The organism is Cupriavidus basilensis OR16 (assembly GCF_000243095.1).
GTDB lineage: Bacteria > Pseudomonadota > Gammaproteobacteria > Burkholderiales > Burkholderiaceae > Cupriavidus > Cupriavidus basilensis_D.
The window spans coordinates 1-18,375 of sequence record NZ_AHJE01000147.1; the positions used below are offsets into that span (position 1 = coordinate 1).

At 68.6% G+C, this 18,375-nt stretch carries 12 protein-coding genes and 4 pseudogenes; 2 read left to right on the forward strand and 14 right to left on the reverse strand.

Translation table 11 applies throughout. From position 1 onward, the window contains the following. From OR16_RS48580 to OR16_RS35820, 14 genes and pseudogenes are all read right to left on the reverse strand, one after another. The coding region (locus OR16_RS48580) for a DUF2252 family protein (protein WP_423739707.1) at positions 1-745 on the reverse strand (745 nt) is incomplete at its 3' end. After that, positions 678-1,256, reverse strand: coding sequence for a DUF2252 family protein (locus OR16_RS48585; protein ID WP_423739708.1), 579 nt, complete (start codon positions 1,254-1,256; stop codon positions 678-680). The genes OR16_RS48585 and OR16_RS48580, both read right to left, overlap by 68 nt. A 64-nt stretch (positions 1,257-1,320) precedes the next feature. Then, positions 1,321-2,115, reverse strand: a complete 795-nt coding sequence (locus OR16_RS35765; protein ID WP_237717351.1) for a MipA/OmpV family protein — start codon at positions 2,113-2,115, stop codon at positions 1,321-1,323. Positions 2,116-2,244: 129 nt separating this feature from the next. Then, positions 2,245-3,318 (reverse strand): BatD family protein, encoded by a 1,074-nt coding sequence (locus OR16_RS35770; RefSeq protein ID WP_006163874.1) that lies wholly within the window; start codon positions 3,316-3,318, stop codon positions 2,245-2,247. Positions 3,319-3,335: 17 nt separating this feature from the next. Beyond that, complete coding sequence (locus OR16_RS43240; RefSeq protein WP_006163875.1) at positions 3,336-3,590, reverse strand: hypothetical protein; 255 nt, start codon at positions 3,588-3,590, stop codon at positions 3,336-3,338. After that, entirely contained in the window at positions 3,587-5,038 is a 1,452-nt protein-coding gene (locus OR16_RS42210) for a VWA domain-containing protein (RefSeq protein WP_158001407.1), read from the reverse strand. The genes OR16_RS43240 and OR16_RS42210 overlap by 4 nt, the downstream gene beginning before the upstream one ends. Before the next feature lie 205 nt (positions 5,039-5,243). Continuing rightward, a pseudogene (locus tag OR16_RS47960) lies at positions 5,244-6,059 on the reverse strand (vWA domain-containing protein); the annotation flags it as partial. After that, the gene (locus OR16_RS35790) at positions 6,046-6,600 is read right to left on the reverse strand and encodes a DUF4381 domain-containing protein (protein ID WP_006163878.1); all 555 of its coding nucleotides are present in this window, start codon (positions 6,598-6,600) and stop codon (positions 6,046-6,048) included. The pseudogene OR16_RS47960 and the gene OR16_RS35790, both read right to left, overlap by 14 nt. 19 nt (positions 6,601-6,619) lie before the next feature. Further along, positions 6,620-7,603 carry a DUF58 domain-containing protein gene (locus OR16_RS35795; RefSeq protein ID WP_006163879.1) on the reverse strand — a complete coding sequence of 328 codons (984 nt, stop codon included), beginning with the start codon at positions 7,601-7,603 and terminating at the stop codon, positions 6,620-6,622. Positions 7,604-7,632: 29 nt separating this feature from the next. Beyond that, positions 7,633-8,334 carry an AAA family ATPase gene (locus OR16_RS35800; protein WP_006163880.1) on the reverse strand — a complete coding sequence of 234 codons (702 nt, stop codon included), beginning with the start codon at positions 8,332-8,334 and terminating at the stop codon, positions 7,633-7,635. Positions 8,335-8,443: 109 nt separating this feature from the next. Further along, positions 8,444-9,901 (reverse strand): annotated as a pseudogene (locus OR16_RS35805) (sulfatase-like hydrolase/transferase). A gap of 84 nt (positions 9,902-9,985) precedes the next feature. Beyond that, complete coding sequence (locus OR16_RS35810) at positions 9,986-12,358, reverse strand: hypothetical protein (protein WP_006163881.1); 2,373 nt, start codon at positions 12,356-12,358, stop codon at positions 9,986-9,988. 223 nt (positions 12,359-12,581) lie between these two features. After that, positions 12,582-13,486, reverse strand: a pseudogene (locus OR16_RS35815) (formylglycine-generating enzyme family protein); the annotation flags it as partial. Positions 13,487-13,760: 274 nt separating this feature from the next. Continuing rightward, entirely contained in the window at positions 13,761-14,492 is a 732-nt protein-coding gene (locus OR16_RS35820) for a hypothetical protein (RefSeq protein ID WP_237717352.1), read from the reverse strand. Between the two features lie 295 nt (positions 14,493-14,787). Between OR16_RS35820 and OR16_RS35825 the strand changes: the two genes are divergently transcribed. Beyond that, a complete protein-coding gene (locus tag OR16_RS35825) occupies positions 14,788-15,972 on the forward strand; it encodes a BamA/TamA family outer membrane protein (protein ID WP_141639962.1) in 1,185 nt (394 codons plus the stop codon). A 76-nt stretch (positions 15,973-16,048) separates the two neighbouring features. After that, positions 16,049-18,318: pseudogene (locus tag OR16_RS35830) on the forward strand (carbohydrate-binding family V/XII). The last annotated feature ends 57 nt before the right edge of the window (positions 18,319-18,375 follow it).

Below are 18,375 nucleotides of genomic sequence, written 5' to 3' on the forward strand. Positions count from 1 at the left end.
TGGCCTTGGCGTGGGCGCGCGCCAGTATCCAGCCGCACAGTGCCGCATATTCGCCCAGCAACTCGGCGTCCATCAACTCGATCTCCGGCGAGAGCTTCATGTCGCGCAACTGCCGCACGTAGAAGTGGCGGCCGAAGGGGCCGTCGTTCCAGCCCAGGAACACATCGCTGGCGGCCTGCATCAGCCGTTGGCCTTCCACTACGCGCCGGCCCTCATGCGCCACCGGAGCGGACTTGAAGTAGCGGGCAATCACCGACTGGTTGGCCTGCTTGCTTTGCAGGAAGAGCGGCTTGCCGTGGTTGTCGATCATCAGGATGACCAGGCAACGGGTGCCGACACTGCCCACCCCCACCACCTTGAAAGCCATATCGTGCCGCGTGAAATGGCTCAGCAGTTGGCGCCGGTCCGGCGCCAGGGTGTTCAGGTACGCCTTGAACGCCTTGTCGATCGCCTTCTCCCTGCTGCCGATCGTCATCCAGTTGTCCTCGGGCGAAAACAGCGTGTTCTCGCCGTGGATGTGGAAGACGGCCGGCGGTGCGTCGCGGATCATCCAGCGTTCGCCGACCTGCGCTGACAGCTTGGGCAGCAGTGCCTCGCTGGTGCGGCTGGCAGCGCGCTCCATGCCGCGCTCCAGGCGCTTGCGGATCTGCGGGGAGGCCGCGTTGGCGATCAGGCGGTCAAAGGTGATGGCGTCGTACCAGGTATCCAGGATGCCCATCTGCGCATACTCTGCCCATCTGCGCATACTCGGCCATGCGCTCCTGATAGGTGCGCACCACGCGATAGACCACGTCGTCGGCCACGCCGCGCTTATGCCGCAGGTGCCGCGCCGCGACGGTGAAGCTAGCGGCAAGCCGTTTCAAGTCCCATTCCCACGGGCCAACGCTGGTCTCGTCGAAATCGTTGAGGTCGAACAGCAGCGAGCGCTCCGGGCTGGCGAACCCGCCGAAGTTGGCCAGGTGCGCGTCACCGCAGATCTGGATGGCCAGGCCGGCGTTCGGGGTGCCGGCCAGGTCGTGCGCCTGCACAATGGCACTGCCGCGGTAGAAGGTAAACGGCGACTCGATCATGCGGCCGTAGCGCAGCGGCACCAGCCGCTCGACCCGGCCGGCACTGTTGACCTGGAGCAGCTCGACGGGATCCCGGTCGACATTGCCGATCGCCGCATGCGCTCGGCGGGGAACGTGCTTGCGGGTGACCTTGCCGGCCTTGCGGCGCGAGAGGATGTCTTCGGGGGTTTCTGCAGGGGTTTCCATAAGCGCTCCTTGGCAACTGACTTGGTGCTCTACTGTGCTTGCTGGCACGGACAACAACGCTGGCCTATCTCCAGGCATAGGCGAGGCCCGCACCATAGGTGATCTGGTTGCGCGTGCCGCGCTGCGTCACGATCGGGCTATCGCCGGCGCTGCCGGTCAGCCGCTGGCCGTAGACCATGGCGCCGGCGTACCAGCTCTTGTCGATCTGGAAGATCAGCCCCAGCCAGCCGGTGAATTGCTGCAGGCCGCCGCCGGGCGAATAGACGGGCAGCCCGCTGCGGGCGGCATCGTCCGGCGTGACCCCGTAGTAGGTCTGGTTGAAACCGTGGCTAACCCAACTGGCGCCCAGTCCCGCGCCGGCATAGACGCGCGGATGCAGCGGCACCCAGGCGGTGCCGTTAAGGGAGGCCCGCGCGCCGGTATAGACCACGCCCGCATTGGTGACCACGGCAACATTGACGCGCAGGCGGTAAGGCACCCGCCCCTCGTTCAGGTACTCGTAGCCCATGAAGCCGCCCGCCTCCACCGTGGTCTTGATCTCGTGGATCTGGGACACTACCGGATCGTCCACGTCCTTGCGCCCCAGCCTGAGCGCAACGGACGGCCCCCACTGGAAGCCGGTGACGCCACCCAGGTTGTACTGCGCGTAGGGCCCGTACCACTCGAACAGATGGCCGCCCGGCGTGACGTAGCGCAAGCCGGGCACCACGCCGATCATGCGGTCCTTGCCGCCGGCGTATTGCGTGGTGGAACCGATGCCCCCGCCGACCATGTTGGGCAGGGAATTCGGCAAGTCCACCGGCGCGGCGCCGGCGCGGCCGGCCATCAAGGCCAGCGCGAAGGCGAAGGCGACCGGCAATGGCAGCGCGGCGGTGCGCCGTTGACGCGATGCAAAAAAAGAGGTTTGCCACGGCGACGAGTGCATTGTTCGGTTGGCTCCGGATGGATCGGGTTCAGGCGGGTCAAGCCATGCAGCATTGGCTGCCCGCTAGCCACTGCCCGGATTGAGCGGCGGCAATGGCGTCACCGCGCGATGGCCCAACCTGGCCGGCTCTCGCGCCAGGGCCGCGCGGGCCTCCTCCAGCGCCTGGCCCAGCGCGGCCGGCGGCGCATCGTCGTGCCTGGTTGCCCGGCAATAGCGGCTGGACAGCAGTTGCTCGGCCGCGCTGGCAAACGCCGCACTGCCGGCAGCGCGTTCGGCGTTGCCCAGCGCCGCCGGGCGCTCAAGCATGGCAGGCGCGCGCCGTGCCACACGGTCCAGGTGCCGCGCGCGGCGCAGCCGCGCAAAGGCGGCAGCCTCGGAGCCCGCGTAAGCGAGCCGCCGCTGCCGGCGCCAGGCCCGCAGGCGGCCAAGCATGCGCATCAGCCGGGGCAGCACCAGCCATGCCGCCAAGGCCAGCGCCGCCAGTGCCGCGGCCCAATAGGCCAGTTGTCGCGGATCCATGCGCGCGCGGTGTCCCGGCACCGCCGCCAGGGGCTCGCCGGGAATGCCAACCGGTGGCTGGTAGCCGGGGTTGGCGGCGGCGGAAAACCGCAATGCCGGCGCCGTGGCCGTGCGCAGCTTGCCGGCACGGATATCCCACCACGGCACATCCACCCCCGGCAGCGCGTAGCGCCCGGCGCGCTGAACCACATAAGTGGCGGCGTCCACCCGGCGCCCGCCAAGAAAACCCTGCCGCTCCTGGCTGATGTCCTGCACGCGCGGCGCCTTGGGGTAGACCGCCAGCCCTGGCACCGGCGCGAATGTGGTGGGCGGCAGCAGCATGGCCTGCACGCCATCGGCGCTGATCTCGATGGTCCGCGTGAAGGCGTCGCCCGCCTTGAGCGAACGCAGGTCGCGGTCGATGGACTGCGTCACGTCAAGCCGCGTGGTGCCGATGGCGTTCTCGGCGCCAGCGGGGCGCGGCACCGTTGTGACCGTCAGTGTCAGTGCAGGGGTGCGCACCTTCACCGTTCCGCTCACCTGCCCGACCTGCAGCGTAAGTTCCAGCGGTGGAATGGTGATGGCGCCGCCGGCCTGCGGCGTGACGATGTAGGTGCGCGATACGCCGAACCATTTCACGCCCTGGATCTCTTCACTCAGGTTGGTGGCATCGTCCCCCGGCGGGCTGACGATGGCCCGGGGAGTTCCAGCGCCGGAAAGAGCGGCGCCTCGGTGAACCAGTTGGTGGTCAGCGCGTCCACCACCAGCTTGACGGGCTGGCCCTGCGCCACCGCGCCGCCCGGCTCCAGGTGCGCGCGCGCCATCGATCCCGGCGCGTCGCCTAGCGCCGGCAGCGCCATCAACAAGCCGAGCAAGGCGGCGATGGTGGCATAGAGCAGGAGGCGATTCATGGCGCCACCTTGCCCGGCGCGGGCTGCCGCGCCTCGACCTGGAACTTCTGGCGCAGGAAATCCGCTGGGGAGATTTGCAGGTTGCGCATCCATAGTTCGGCGTTCTGTTGCCGCAGACGGCTCATATCGACCCTTCCTTTCTTGCCGCCATCGTCCTTCTTGTCGAACTGGATCTGGTCCGGCGGCATGTCCGGCGCTTGCTCGCTGTCGTCCTTTTTCTTCTTTTTCTCCTGTTCGATGAGCGCCGCCACAAGCGCCCGGTTGGCGCTAGCCTGCGCAAACCGGGGGCGCCCCTTGAGGGCGTTGTCGTAGGCCGACAGCGCACGCGGATAGTCTTTCAGCTGCGCATGGCAATTGCCCATCATGAAGAAGGCGTCCGGCGTGGCGAGGCCGGCAAATGCGGTCAGCGCGCCCGCGTAGTCGCCCGCGCGGTAGCTGGCCCAGCCGCGCCACATCGGGTTCTCGAAATGCGCGGCGGCAACGGTGAAATCGCCGTGCTCGAACTGCCAGCGGCCCTGCTGGTCGGGTGTGAGAAAGACATCCAGGAATGCCGTCTTGACCGACGCCATGGTGGGCACCACCGGCGCCGCCACCGCCGGGCGCGGCGCCTGCGCAAGGAAAGCCGTCAGCAGCGCCGGCAGCCAGCGCACCACCCAGCCACGCCGGAACCAGAAGGCGGCCAGCAACGCGATGGGGATGGTGAGGACGTAGCCCGCCTCCTTCCAGCGCACCTCGACATTCTTCTCCTGCGCGGCCTCCATGTTGCGCACCGCGCGGCGCTGCACCCAGCTCACATCGTCGTCGTCCAGCGTCAGGCTGGCCAGCGGGATGTCGGCGTCGGACGCGAGCGCCTTCAGCGCCGCCAGGTCCAGCTTGCCCTGCACCGGGCGGCCCTGCTGGTCGGTGGCCACGCGGCCATCGGCGGTGCGGATCGGCCCGCCCTGGGTGGTGCCCGCGGCCAGCACCAGCACTTGTACCTGGCTGTTGCGGGCATGCGCGGCAAAGGCGGGGATTTGCGCGCGGTCAAAGCCATCGGTGATGAACAGGACGGTGCCCGCCGCCGACTCGCGGCCCAGCAGGCTGTCGGCGAGCGCCAGCGCTGCGGCGGCGTCCTTGCCGGCGCGCGGCATCATGCCGGTATCCAGCGCGGCCAGGTACAGCGCCATGAACTGCGGGTCGTCGGTCGGGGGCACCACCATGTGGGCGGTGCCGGCATACACCACCAGCCCGGTGCGCGAGCCAGCGCGCAATTGCATCAGGTCCCGCACCTTTTGCTTGGCGCGCTCCAGCCGGGTGGGCGCCAGGTCCACCGCGTCCATGCTGTGCGAAAGGTCGATAGCGATCACCAGCGGCGCCTTGTCCTCGGTGAAGGGCGGCGGCTCGCGTTCCCAGGCCGGGCCGGCCGCGGCCAGACCGATCAGGACCAGCGCGGCGCAGGTACCGTGCACCGGCCGCAGGCGCCAGCGGCGCGCGCCGTCCACGATCAGCCGCTCCAGCAGATGGGGGGCGATCACGCCTTGCCACCGGCGTGCCCCGGCTCCGGCACGGCGGCGGGCGTGGCCGCCACCAGCGGCTCAGATCGCGCTTGGGCTGGCGCGACTGGCGCTTTACCTTGACCGGCGTGATGCGGTCCAGCGTTGCATAAATGGCCTCCAGCCCGGCGAGGTCGTCACCACGGAAGGAGCGGCCGCCGGTCATGCTGGAGATCTTCTGCAAGGCGCCGAGGTCGACCTTGTTCTCCCCGGTGGCGTTCGGGTCGCCGATGCCAATGGTATGGATGATCAGCCCCTTGTCCTTGGCGACCTGCGCGGCCTGCTCCGGCGGCACCTTGCTGGCGGTGTCGTTGCCATCGGTCAGGAGGATCAGCACCTTTTCCTGGGCGGGCGATTTCTCGGTCATGCGCACGCCCACCCCGATGGCATCGCCAATGGCAGTCTGCGGGCCGGCCATGCCGATCTGCACCTCGGCGAGCAACGCCTTGACGCTGCCGTGATCCATGGTGAGCGGCGCCTGCGGGAACGCCGCCGCGCCGAACACGATCAGGCCGATGCGGTCCTCCTTGCGGCGGTCGATGAACGTGTTGACCACCTGCTTGACCGCGGTAAGCCGGTCCACGCGGTGGCCGTCGGCTTGCGCGAAATCCCTGGCTTCCATCGATTGCGACAGGTCGATGGCCAGCATCAGGTCGCGCGCCGGCTCGGTGCGCTCGATGGGCGGGTCCACCCATACCGGCTTGGCCAGCGCCGCCACCAGCAGCGCCCAGCACAGCGGCGCCAGCAAGCGCTGCGCCCAATTGCGGCGCATCACCACTGCGCCCTCGGACGGACGCAGGCCGGAGCGTTCGGCCATTTCCTCGAAGAAAGGCACCCGCACCGCGGGCATGGTTTCCCGGTAAGCCGGCAACAACAGCCAGGCCAGGATCGGCAGGAGCAAGGCCAGCGCGGCCCACGGATGGTCAAAGGTGAGCATGGTGCTGTCCGATCCAGTCGCGCAGCAGCGCGATCAGCGCCGTCACCTCGGCGGCGGGTGGCGAGCGCACGCCGTAAGCCAGCTCGGGCAGCAGCCGGCCGGGACCCTCGGCGAAGCCACCGGCGCGCCAGGTGCCATCGAGGTAATCCAGCCAGGCCTGTGCGGACAGGCTGGCCACCTGCGTGCGCGGCGCGCACGCCAGCACCACGCGCTTGACCAGCGCCGGCAAGGCGGCAAGCGCGTCGCGACGGCTCTCGTCGCCGGCCGCCGCCGCGATGCCGGCCTCGATGCGGGCCAGCTCCGCGAGCGCGTCGCGCCGGTAGCGGTTGGCCTGATGGCGCCGCCAGGCACGCCAGGCCAGCAGGCCGGCCAGCGCCAGCAGCAAGGCGCCCAGGACGGCCCAGCCCCAGGTCTGTGGCAGGTAGGACACGGGTGGCGGCAAGGGGATTTCCTGCAGTTTAGCCAATGCGCCGGCAGCATCCGCTGTGCCGGCAACCGGCTGCGCGGCATCGGCGGCGTAGGAATGGGTCAGGTCTGCCATGGGGTATCCGCCGGGTCCGTCAATGCCTGCGGGGCGCTTTGCCGCGCGGCGCCAGGCGTCCCAGGAAATGCCGCAACTGGGCCAGGGCCTCGCCTTGCGTGTCGATCGGCATCATCGGCACGCCGCTGCGCTTGAGCAGCTCGGTGACATCGTGCAGGCGGCCGGTGAAAAAGGATTCGATCGGCTCGCGCGTGGTCCTGTCGCCCATGTCGAGCTCCACCTGCAACTGCCCTTGCGTTACCACCATGCGCCCCGTGTGGTGCGGCACCGCCTGGAACAGCGGATCGAACACCATCGCCGCGATCACGCTGTTGTGGCTGGACAGCTGGCGCAGCAGGTCCTGGGTACGCTGGCCGGCGCCGGCGAAGTCGCTGACCACGCAGACCAGGTGATCGTGCCCGGCCAGTTGCAAGGCGCGTTCCAGCGCGTGGTCCAGCTGGCCGTAGACCGGCTGTGCTTCGCTGGCGGCGTGCAGCGCCTGGTTCATGCCGGCAATGGCGCCCAGCACGGCCTGCACGCGGGCACGGCTGCGCAGCGGGCGGATCAGCGTGGCGTCGCTGTCGTTGAACACCACGGCGCCCACGCGGTCGCCCGCCTGCAGCGCCATCCACGCGCACAGCGCCGCGAACTCCGCGGCCAGCACGGATTTCATCGCCCGCTTCGAGCCGAAGAACATCGGCATGCGCTGGTCCACCACCAGCAGCACCGGCAGGTCACGCTCCTCGGTATAGACGCGCACCAGTGGCTTGCCCGTGCGCAGCGAGGCCTTCCAGTCCAGATGGCGGATATCGTCGCCCTGCTGGTAGCCGCGCAGCGCCTCGAAGTTCAGGCCACGCCCGCGGATGCGCGAGCCGTGCTTGCCCGAGAGCACGCTGGCATGCGGCTGGCGCATGGTAAAGCCCAGGTCGCGCACGGCCAGCTCCAGCCGCGCCAGGTGCGCGACGTCGACCCACACGGTGCCCAGCTCGCCCGCGCGCGCAGGCGTGGCCGCTGGGTTGGCCAAGACGGTTCCCGCCGGCATCGCGCGGCCCTTTATGCCGGCACGGCCACGACTTCGACCAGTTTGTTCACCACCGCGTCGGCGTCCAGCCCGTCGGCGCTGGCATCGTAGGACAGGATCAGCCGGTGCCTCAGGGTCGGCAGCGCCATGGCGCGCACATCGTCCGGGGTCACGTGATCTCGCCCTTCCAGCCAGGCGTTGGCACGGGCGGCGCGGTCCAGTGCGATGCCCCCGCGCGGGCTGGCCCCGAGCGCGATCCATTTCGCCAGATCGGCGTCGTAACGCGCTGGCGTGCGGCTGGCGTTGACCAGGTCGATGATGTAGCGATCGATCGCGTCGGCCACGTGGATCCCGTGGATCTCCTCGCGCGCGGCAAAGATCGCGGCCTGCGGCACCTTGGCCGGTTCCTGCTGCGGCCTCGCGGCGGCGGCGGCGCTGCCCGTCTCCTCGCCGCGCACCAGCCGCAGCACATCGCGTTCATCGCCGGCGGCAGGATAGGTGATCAGCACCTTCAGCAGGAAGCGGTGGGTGAACTGGATGCGGCGCATCTGCGCGTCCAGGCTTGCGGCCACGCTCTTGACCATGCGCGTCTTGGCCAGCCCCGGCACGCTTTCCAGCAGCAGGTGGCCGTTGGCCAGCAGGCCGATGACGATCTGGCGGATGACGCTGCCCTGGCCTTTGATCGACTGCTCCACATGCTGCTGCAGCGCGGCGATAGCCTCTCGTGGACTCATGATGCGGGTCTCTGGATGCCCTGGCCCGCAAGCCAGGGGTTGTCGTGAGAATGGCCCGCGCCGGCGGCGCCGGCGGCCAGTTCGTTGCTTCCTTGCGCTGCGTCGATGGCTACTTCTTCGGCGGCCTCAGCTTCTCGATGCGCTCATCCACGGACTTGCGCACCTGGTCCACGCTGAAGCTGGCCGGCTTCTGGCTTGGCGGATACGCGACGAAGCTCTCCAGGAATACCGTGGCCTTCATCGTGGCGATTGCCGTCAAGTAGGCGTTCTTCGTGACCCAGTCGTAATACTGGTCGGAGACGACATCCGCTCGCTCGTAGGGGTCCATGCGCAAGTTGAAGACCTTGGGGAACCGCAGGCAGGTAAACGGGTTGGCCCAGACCTGCATGCCGCCCGGAGCGCGCTGCTCGCAGAACACGACCTTCCAGTCGTTGTAGCGCATTGCGACCAGATCGCCATCGTCACTGAAGTAATAGAACTCGTCCCGCGCGCCCTTCGGGCTCTTGCCGGTCAGGTAGTCGAGCTGGTTGTAGCCATCCAGATGCACCTTGAAGCTCTGTCCGGACTTTGGCGACCAGCCTTTGAGCAAGCGATCCTTGACGGTGGTGTCGCCCACCGCGGCCAGCAGCGTCGGGAACCAGTCCAGCCCGGAGAACATCTGGTTGGACACTTCGCCCGGCTTGATAGTTCGTGTCCTTCTCACTGCGGAATGGCGTGGTAGCCGCGTCTAATCGTTGCCAGGCATGCCGCTGCGGCCCTTCATCGAGGCGCGCACGTGGGTGAACAAGTGCATGCGGGTGGTGTTCATCCAGACAAAGAACGGCTTGTTGTCCTTAGCCTGCTTCTTGATGAACTCCTGCGCGGCGGCGGTGGTTTCGTCGTCGATGGTCTCCATCCGCTTGGTCGTCAGCGGGCCGGTGTCCTGGATCTTGCCGTCGGCGAACGAATGGATCACCCCGCGTGGCGAGAAGTTCTTCGCGAACGGATCGTTCTTGTCCTTTGGCCAGTAGGGGCGCTCCGGCTCCTCCTCCGCATTCAGGTGGTAGAGGTTGCCGTAGAACTCATCGAAGCCATGCGCCGTCGGCAGGTACTCGTTCTTGTCGCCAAGGTGGTTCTTGCCGAACTGCCCGGTGGCGTAGCCCTGCGCCTTCAACGCCTGCGCAATGGTGATATCGCCCTTCTGCAGGCCTACCGGCGCACCCGGCGCGCCGACCTTGCTCAGGCCGGTGCGCAGCGGCGTCTGCCCGGTGATGAAGGAGGAGCGGCCTGCCGTGCAGCTGTTCTCGGCGTAGTAGTCCGTGAACATCATGCCTTCTCTGGCGATGCGGTCGATGTTCGGCGTCTTGTAGCCGACCACGCCCTGGCTATAGGCGCTGATGTTGGTCTGCCCGATGTCGTCACCGAAGATAACAAGGATGTTCGGCTTCTTGGTGGACCCGCCACCAGACGCGCTGGCGGGCGCGTCGGCGGCCATGGTGGTGGTTGGCGCGGAGGCCAGCCATCCGGCGGCCGCGATCGGCACCGCCACGGCGAGCGCGATCGCCGCTCGCTTTAATGAGCGATTCATTCGCATGTCTGCTTCTCCTCTTTTACCCGACCGCTGCCGGCGGCCCCGGTTTCCCAAATCCGTGTTCGCGGATCTTGTGTTGCGCTAGTCCCGCATGCCCAGCATGCGGCGGAAGTACTGGTTGGGCGCGCCCCCCTGCACGGCTTGCCCGATCTCCTCGCGCCAGCGCTGGCGGTCGCCGGCGTAGGCGGCGAGCGTGGCCGCGTAGAAGTGCATCAACCTGTCACGCTCCTGCGCGATGTCCGCCACGAAGGCCGCATCGGCGCCGCGCAACGGCGGGGCTGCGTACAGATCCAGCAAGGCCGGGAGCACGCGCGAGATCTCGTCGCGCCGCACCCAGCCCGCGTACTCGATCAGCGGCCGGTCATCCGTCACGGCCGGCGCGCCGGCGGCGTAGCGTTCCAGCCCTTCACGCCCCGTCACCCAGGTGGCGAGCAGCGCGGCAGGCGAATGAATGCCGACCTCGCGCAGCGCGCCGGCCACCGATGGCTGGGCGAAGCGCGCCTGGATGCGCTCGGCGTCCAGGTCCAGCGGGGCGTCCGAGCCCACCAGCAGCATCTCGTGCACCTCGGTGGTCCACAGCGAGACATGCGGGAAGACGTCGAGAAAGCTGCGCACCAGCGCGCGGGAGTCCTCATCGTTCTGCGTGGCGAGCGGCAGCCACTGGGCGAACAGCCCGCCCTGTTGCAGGCGGCTGCGCGCCAGCGCATAAAAATCGCGCGAGTACAGGTTCACCACGCCGGCAGCCGATGGCGGCGGCGGCTCCAGGGTGATCAGGTCGTAGCGCTCGGTGCTGCGCAGCAGTTCTTGGCGGCCGTCGCGCACGCGGATATCAGAACGAGGATTGCGGCTGACGTCGTAGTTGCCCCGGAACTGCGGCACCGCGCGCACCACCGCCGGCAGCAGCTCGGCCGTGACGCGGCGCTCCAGGCCCGGGTACTGCGTCAGCGCGCCGGCGGTAATGCCGGTGCCGAGCGCGACCACCAGGGCCGAGCGCGGCTCCTGCGTGTGGACCAGCAGCGGCAGCAAGGCTTGCAGCCGCATGTAGCGCAACGAGCCAATGGCGTCTCCCGAGTTGGAGACGCCCGAGATATACAAGCGGCGGAAGCTGGCGCCCGGCCTGCCCTGCTCGATCACGGCGACCGTCCCGCCAGGGCTTTCCTCGTAGGAAACCAAGGTGCCGTCCTTGGCCTCGGCAAGCAGCCGCGCCAGGCGATCGGGCGGCGTCTGCACCCCGGCCACTGCCACGCATACGCCGATGCCCAGGGCCGCCACGCGCATGGCGGGCCGCGCGCCGGGGCCGCGCAGTACCGCCACCGTACCCACCGTCGCCGCGGCAGCGGCGAGTATCCCAAGGGTATGAACCAGGCCCAGCATCGGCACCAGCACGAAGCCGGCCAGGAAGGTGCCGGCGATGCCACCCACGGTATTGAGCGCCAGCACAACGCCCACGTCGCGCCCGATATGGCCGGGCTCGGCGCACAGGCGCAATGCCGCGGGAAACGCGGCGCCCAGCAGCACCGTGGGCGCAAACACCACGCACAGCCCCGCCACCGCAAAGCGCGCGCACATTGCCGCCAGCTCGCTGCCGGTGACAGCCATGACCATGCCAGCGAGGCGCACCTGCCACTGGACCAGCCAGGTTCCAAGCCCTGCCACCTGCAGCAGCGCGACCAGGCCCGCCAGCCCCACCAGCACGCCAAACACGCCCCACGGATCGCGCACGCGATCGGCAAAGCGGGCGTAAATGGCACTGCCTACCACCAGACCGCCAAGGTAGGTGGCCAGCACGATGGTGAAGGCAAAGCTGCGCGTGCTCATGAACTGCACGATGGCCTGCGACCAGACGACTTCGTAGCCGAGCGCAATGCCGCCGGCGACTGCGTATAGCGCCACCGCCAACCTGGCCCGCGGCTGCGGCGCGGCAACGAGGACGGCGGGCGCCGCCGTGGCGGCAGCGATGGCCCGAGGCGCGCTGGCGCGGCCCAGCCCCAGCGCCGCTGCCGCGAGCGCCAGGTTGACCAGCGCGGCGGCCATGGCCGCGCCGCGCACGCCAAACGACGGCACCAGCATGAAGGTAGTCAGCAACGCACCTGCCATGGCGCCTAGCGTATTGGCGGCGTAGAGCCCACCGCCCGTGCGCGCCACCTTGCCGGCCGGCGGCGCGCACGCCGCCATCAGCGCCGGCAGCGTGCCGCCCATCAGCAACGCCGGCAAGCCGATCAGCGCGAATGGCAGGCACCAGGCCAGCAGCCCGGCGCGGCTCTCGATCGCGACAAACCACGGCGCCGCCTGTGCCAGCCCGAGCGTGGCGCCAAGCCCCAGCACGGCGATGCCCAGCTCCAGCGCGGCGTAGAACAGCAATGGCCGCGTCACCCTGTCGGCCGGGTCTGCCTGGCGCGATGCGGGCGGCGTGACCGTCAGCATGGGTGCGGCGGTATCGCGGCTTCGGATCATTGCAGCTGGCTCCCACAGCACAGCCTTGCTGGTGTCATACGCAAAGGCATCGAAGCATCTCCAGTGCTACTGCTTGCTCGCTTCCACCCTGGACGCAGGGCGAACGCATCCCCGCGCCGTTGCGAGCGCCGGTTGAAATTGCCAGTGGTTGCCGTGCGGTACGCGAACCCCGGTCAGCCGGGCCCCACCCCGCCGCCGTCGCCTGCTTGATTGCCTTGCCGTCCTTGCCCTGTTGCCGCCACTGCGCGTCGTCTTCCACCAGGCGGAAGCCGAGATGCGACATGCTGTTGTACGGGTCCGTGCCGCGCCGCGCGCTCGGGCGATAGCTCAGGCAGTAGTCCTCGTTGCAAAGGAAGGAGCCGCCGCGGGTGACGCGGCGCGGCGCGGCCGTCGGCACGCCCGGCTCCGAGGGATCCCACGATTCGCCGGGGTCGGCGGGGTTGTCGATCAGCTTGGCGGACACGGCCTCGCGCTTGAACTGGTCGGCGCGATACCAGTCGGCCACCCATTGCCAGGCGTTGCCGGTCATGTCCGACAGGCCGTAGCCATTGGCCGGGAAGGTGCCCACCGGGCTGGTGCCGAGCGCCCCGCCAGCCTTGGCGCTGACCACGGGAAACGGCTGCACCTGCTGGCCCTGCCAGACATTGGCCATCTGCCGGCCGTCCGGGGCGAACTGGTCGCCCCACCCATAAGTGGCCTGCTCCAGCCCGCCGCGCGCGGCGAATTCCCACTCGGCTTCGGTCGGCAGGCGCTTGCCGGCCCATTTGGCGTAGGCCTGCGCGTCCTCATAGGACACCTGCACCACGGGGTGGTCGTCCTTGCCGGTGATGTTGCTGTCGGGGCCGTTTGGATGGCGCCAGTCGGCACCCGGCACATAGCGCCACCAGCGCGAGTAGTCCTGCAGCGGCACCGGGCGGTTGGTGCCAACGAAGACCATGCCCCCGGCCACCATCGCGGAACGCTGCCCATCAGGAATTCGCCGCCCGGCACCCAAGCCATGTCCATCGGGCCAGTCTTGCCATCGCCGAACACGGCCTTGGCCGGTACGTGCGCGGCGTCGCGCGCCTGCCACCACGCCGCGCCCCCGCCCACTGCCGCGCAAGCCAGCACGGCCGAGCCGATCAGCAACGCGCGGCGCCAGCGCGTGGGGGCTGCCGCCACCGGGGCTGTACGGCTGGCCGCCGGTGCAGGCCCGGCCGGCACCACGCGGCGGAATTGATTGTCCTTCTCTCGACGACGACTCATTTCTGCGTTCCGAAAATAGGCAAGCCACGCCCCAAATCGGCGCGTACTCCTAGCATGACAGAGCAAGCCAGAATGAGAATTGAAAGTTTTGGGGCCGGATATTAGGGATTTGGTGGCCGTGGCCCCGGTTGCGTCAATCACCACGCCGCGTCCTTGCTTACCTGCCGAACGTCATGTTCAGCCCGGCAAACACCGTCCATTGCGGTTGCCCCGGTCCGTGGTGCGCCACCGAATACTGCGGCTCGATAAACGCGTTCATGATGGTCTTGCCCTCTTTCCAGGCCTTGCCGAAACCCAGGCCCACCGGGATGTAGTACGCGTCGTTCTGCAGGTTGAATGTCCATACCCCGGTGGAGCGCACATACCAGCCGCCCGGATAATTGAAGATGCCGAACGGCTGGAAAGTCAGCGTCTGCACGGTCGGGCGCGCGCTCTGGCCGGCAAAGGAATGCTGCCATTGCACCAGCGCGCCAAGCAGCCGCGCCGGGCTGGGATCCACCACCACGGCGGCCAGGCCGGCCTGCCACTTGCCCGTGCCGAGCTCCGGCGACGTCGCCGTCGGCATGGTCAAAAGCGGCCCCACGCCGATCTGCGTGCCATGCTCCTTGAGCAGGAAGATATCGAAGACGTTGATGTCGCCAAGGCCGGTGGTGTAGCTGCCATCGGCCTGGGGGCGCGTGCTGATCGGCGCCGTGACGCGCAGGATCTGGGGCACGCCCACCAGTTTGTTGGGCAGTACCGGAAGCGTGCCGCGCAGCAGGAAATCGTTGGTATGCACGTTGGTGTCGTACACCCGCGGCGAGTAGTAGTTCTGCAGGTTCAGCGAAGGTGCCGGGTTGAGCGGGTTGTTACTCTTGTTGGCGTCGTCCGCGGCGGATTGCGCATGCACCCCGGCGCCGCGCCAAGTATCAAAGCCAGCATGGCAGCCTGACCGCACCGCGGCAAAATGGTCTTCATCGTTGCACTCCCCGAAAATTGCCGCGCACCGCCAGTGATGGAGCTGGCTGGCGCATCAGTCACTCAGGGGCGATGCTGACACAGGCAACGCGCATTCGATATTCAGTCCTTTTCGTCAGTGATCTGAAAGTTTTTGCATGGCGTCCGCGCCGCAGGGCGATGGCATAAGGTAGCGGGACGTGGCGGCTCCCGCCACGCAAAGCCTACTGCTTGCCTACTGCTTGCCCATGCAAATACCGAACTGCTTTCCTTGCGCACCGGCCATCCTTGCCTGCGCGCTCCTGGCGCTCACCGCGGCCACCGCGCGTGCGCAACCCGAGGCGGGCGGCGACCAGAAGCCAGAGAAGGCGGCAAAAGCCCTCAGCTTCACCGATGCGCAAGATGGCAAGTTCGACGCGAGCGACTACCTGCTGAACCACAAGGGCGCGCTGCCGGTGCCGACCATCATCACCGAGCCTGCCATCGGCTTCGGCGCCGGCCTGGGCCTGGTGTTCTTCTCCGAATCAATGAAGGATGCCGCTGAAAAGGCGCAGTCCACCGGCAAAGGCCCCGCTCCGCCAAACATCACGGCAGTGGGCGGCGCCTACACCGGCAACGGCACCTGGGGCGCGGGCGCGGCCCACTTCCATACCTGGGACGGCGACCGCTACCGCTACCTGGGCGCCATCGCCAAGGTCGACGCGCAGCTCAAATACTACGGCTTGCTGAACCAGGCGCGCGCCTATGAGCTGGAGGGACTGATGCTGGTGCAGCAGTTCATGGTGCGCCTGGGCGACACCCACTGGTACGTGGGGCCGCGCTATGTGCTGTTCGATTCCAAGGCGAGCTTCAAGGGCCCGGCGGCCGCCGAACTGGGCGGCTTCGAGCGCGACCAGCGCATCGGCAAAGGCGGCCTGGTGATCGACTACGACTCGCGCGACAACATCTTCTATCCCAGCCGCGGCAGCTACGCCGAGCTGGAGGCGCAATTCGCGCGTGGCGGATTTGGCAGCACGCAGGCCTTCAATATGTACAACGCGCGCGGCTTTACCTGGCTGCCGCTGGCCCGCACATGGATCCTCGGGCTGCGTGCCGACGGGCGCTTCTCGACCGGCGATATCCCGTTCTACGCCCAGCCCTTCGTCGATCTGCGCGGCGTGTCCAAGGGCCGGTACCAGGACCGCAACGCGCTCGCCACCGAAATGGAGCTGCGCTGGGAAATGACGCCGCGCTGGTCGCTGCTGGGCTTCACCGGAGCCGGCAAGGCCTACGGCAACTGGCACAGCTTCTCCGATGCGGCCACCGTATACAGCGTGGGCGCAGGTTTTCGCTACCTGATCGCGCGCAAGCTGGGCGTATCGATCGGTATCGACGTTGCCCATAGCAAGGATCAAAACGCGTTCTACGTGCAGGTGGGCAGCGCCTGGCACTAAGCCTGCCGCGCCACCGTCACAGCCGCCGGCCACCCGGCTAGCCGGCTACCCGCTTCCAACAACAAGGAGCCGCCTTATGTCCGAGTCGATCCCCCGCCGCGCACACAAGCCGGCGCCACGCCTGCGCATCCTGCTGGTTGCCTGCTGCCTCGCGCTGGGCTTGCCCCAGGCGCAGGCGGCCAACCCGCCCAAGTCCGTCGCGCCACTGACCTGGCCGCGCAATTTCGATGCCGCCACGCAGCATATCGAGATCTACCAGCCGCAGGTCGAGCAATGGGATGGCGACAAACTATCTGGCCGCGCGGCGGTAGCCATCGGGGCCAAGGATGGCTCGCCCACTTACGGCGTAGCGCATTTCGCGGCGCGCGCCGATATCGACAAGGCGTCCAGCCTGGTGCAGCTGCGCGACATCGAGTTCACCAGCGTCGAGGTACCCACTAATCCCGATGCCGCCGACGCGGTGCGCGCGGCCCTGCTGGCCCGCGTGCCCAAGGCCGGCATGACGGTGCCGCTCGATGAGCTGCAGGCCAGCTACGCGGTCGCACAGGCGCAGGCCAAGGCGCCCGGCGTGGCGGTGAAGAACGACGCGCCGCGCATCGTGTTCGCCTCCACGCCCACCTTGCTGGCGTTGGTCGATGGCGAACCGGCCTGGCGCCAGGTGAGCGGCACGCGCTACCAGCATGCGCTCAACAGCCGGGCGCTGCTGCTGCGCGACAGCGGCGGCAAGCTCTACCTGCAGGCCGGTGGCTACTGGTACAGCGCCGCGGGCCTTGCCGGCCCCTGGACCGTGCTGGCCAGCCCGCCGCAGGCGCTGAGTGCCGCCGCGACGAAGGCACAGGCCGGCGTCAAGGCTGACCCGATGCTGCCTGCCGACGGCAAGCGCGCCGCCAACCCGCCGGCGGTACTGGTGTCCACCGTGCCGACCGAGCTGATCGTCATCGACGGCACGCCCAAGCTCGCGCCGGTGACCGGCGTCGGCCTGCTGACGGTGACCAACACGGATCGCGCGGTGTTCGTCGATCCCAATTCCAACCGGTACTACGTGCTGATCTCCGGCCGGTGGTTCCGCGCACCGGGCTTCGATGGGCCGTGGCAGTTCGTGCCGGGCAGCGAATTGCCGGCGGACTTCGCCAAGATCCCGCCGCAAGATCCCAAGGCCAACGTGCTGGTGTCGGTACCCGGCACGCCGCAGGCGCGCGAGGCGCAGATCGCGGCCACCATCCCGCAGACCGCATCGGTGTCGCGCGCCAAGGCCACCATCACGGTCGCCTTCGACGGCTCGCCGCGCTTCACGCCCATTGCCGGTACCTCGCTGAGCTATGCCGTAAACGCCGCCACGCCGGTGCTGCAGGTCGACGCCGAGCACTACTACGCGGTGTCCAACGGCGTGTGGTTCACCGCCGCCACACCCACCGGCCCCTGGCGCGTCGCCACCGAGGTGCCGGGCGTGATCTACACCATCCCTGCCAGTTCGCCTCTGCATTACGTCACCTATGTGCGCATCTACTCTGTCACGCCACAGGCCGTGGTGGTCGGCTACACCCCCGGCTACATGGGTGTGGTGGTGAACCCCGACGGCACGGTGGTCTATGGCACGGGCTACGCCTACCCCGCGTACGTCGGCACGGTCTACTACGGCTATCCGCCCACCTACGGCTACGGCGCGGGCTTTGCGCTCGGCACCGCCGAGTCTACGCGTACGCCTGGACGGGCACGCAATGGCGCGGCACCGCAGGCGCCGGCTACAACCCGGCTACCGGCGCACGCTACCAGGGTAGCCAGGGTGCCGCCTTCAACCCCTACAGCGGCAACGCAGCGGCGGGACGGCAAGGCGCCTTCTCCAATCCGTCAACCGGGCGCAGCGGCGCCGGGCGTGGCAGCGTTGCCGGCAACGCCTACACCGGCAACTACGCTGGCGCACGCCAGGTAGCAGGCTACAACGCACAGACCGGCCGCGCCGGCGCGGCTGAGTTTGGCGTGGCCGGCAACACGCAAACCGGCCAGCATGAGGCTGCGGGCAAGGGCGTGGTGGTGAACCGGGACAAGGGCAATGCGGTGGCCTGGAACAACGGCGACGTGTATGCCGGACATGACGGCAACGTCTACCAGCACACGCAGGACGGCGGCTGGCAAAAGCACACCCAGGGCGGCTGGCAGCCGGTGCAGCCCAATTCGGACGTCACGGGCGGGCTGGAACAGCAGCGCCAGGCGCGCGGCCTGGGGCAGGAACGGTCCGGGCAGGCGTCCCACCAGTGGAGCAGCGGCGGCGCCGCGGGTGGCCGCAGTTTTGGCGGGGGCGGCGGGGGCGGCCGGCGCATGGGCGGCTTTCACGGCTTCCACCGCTAATCCCTGAAGGCAAACAAAAGGCAAACAAAAACCTCCCGCGGCCATACGGCGCCGCGG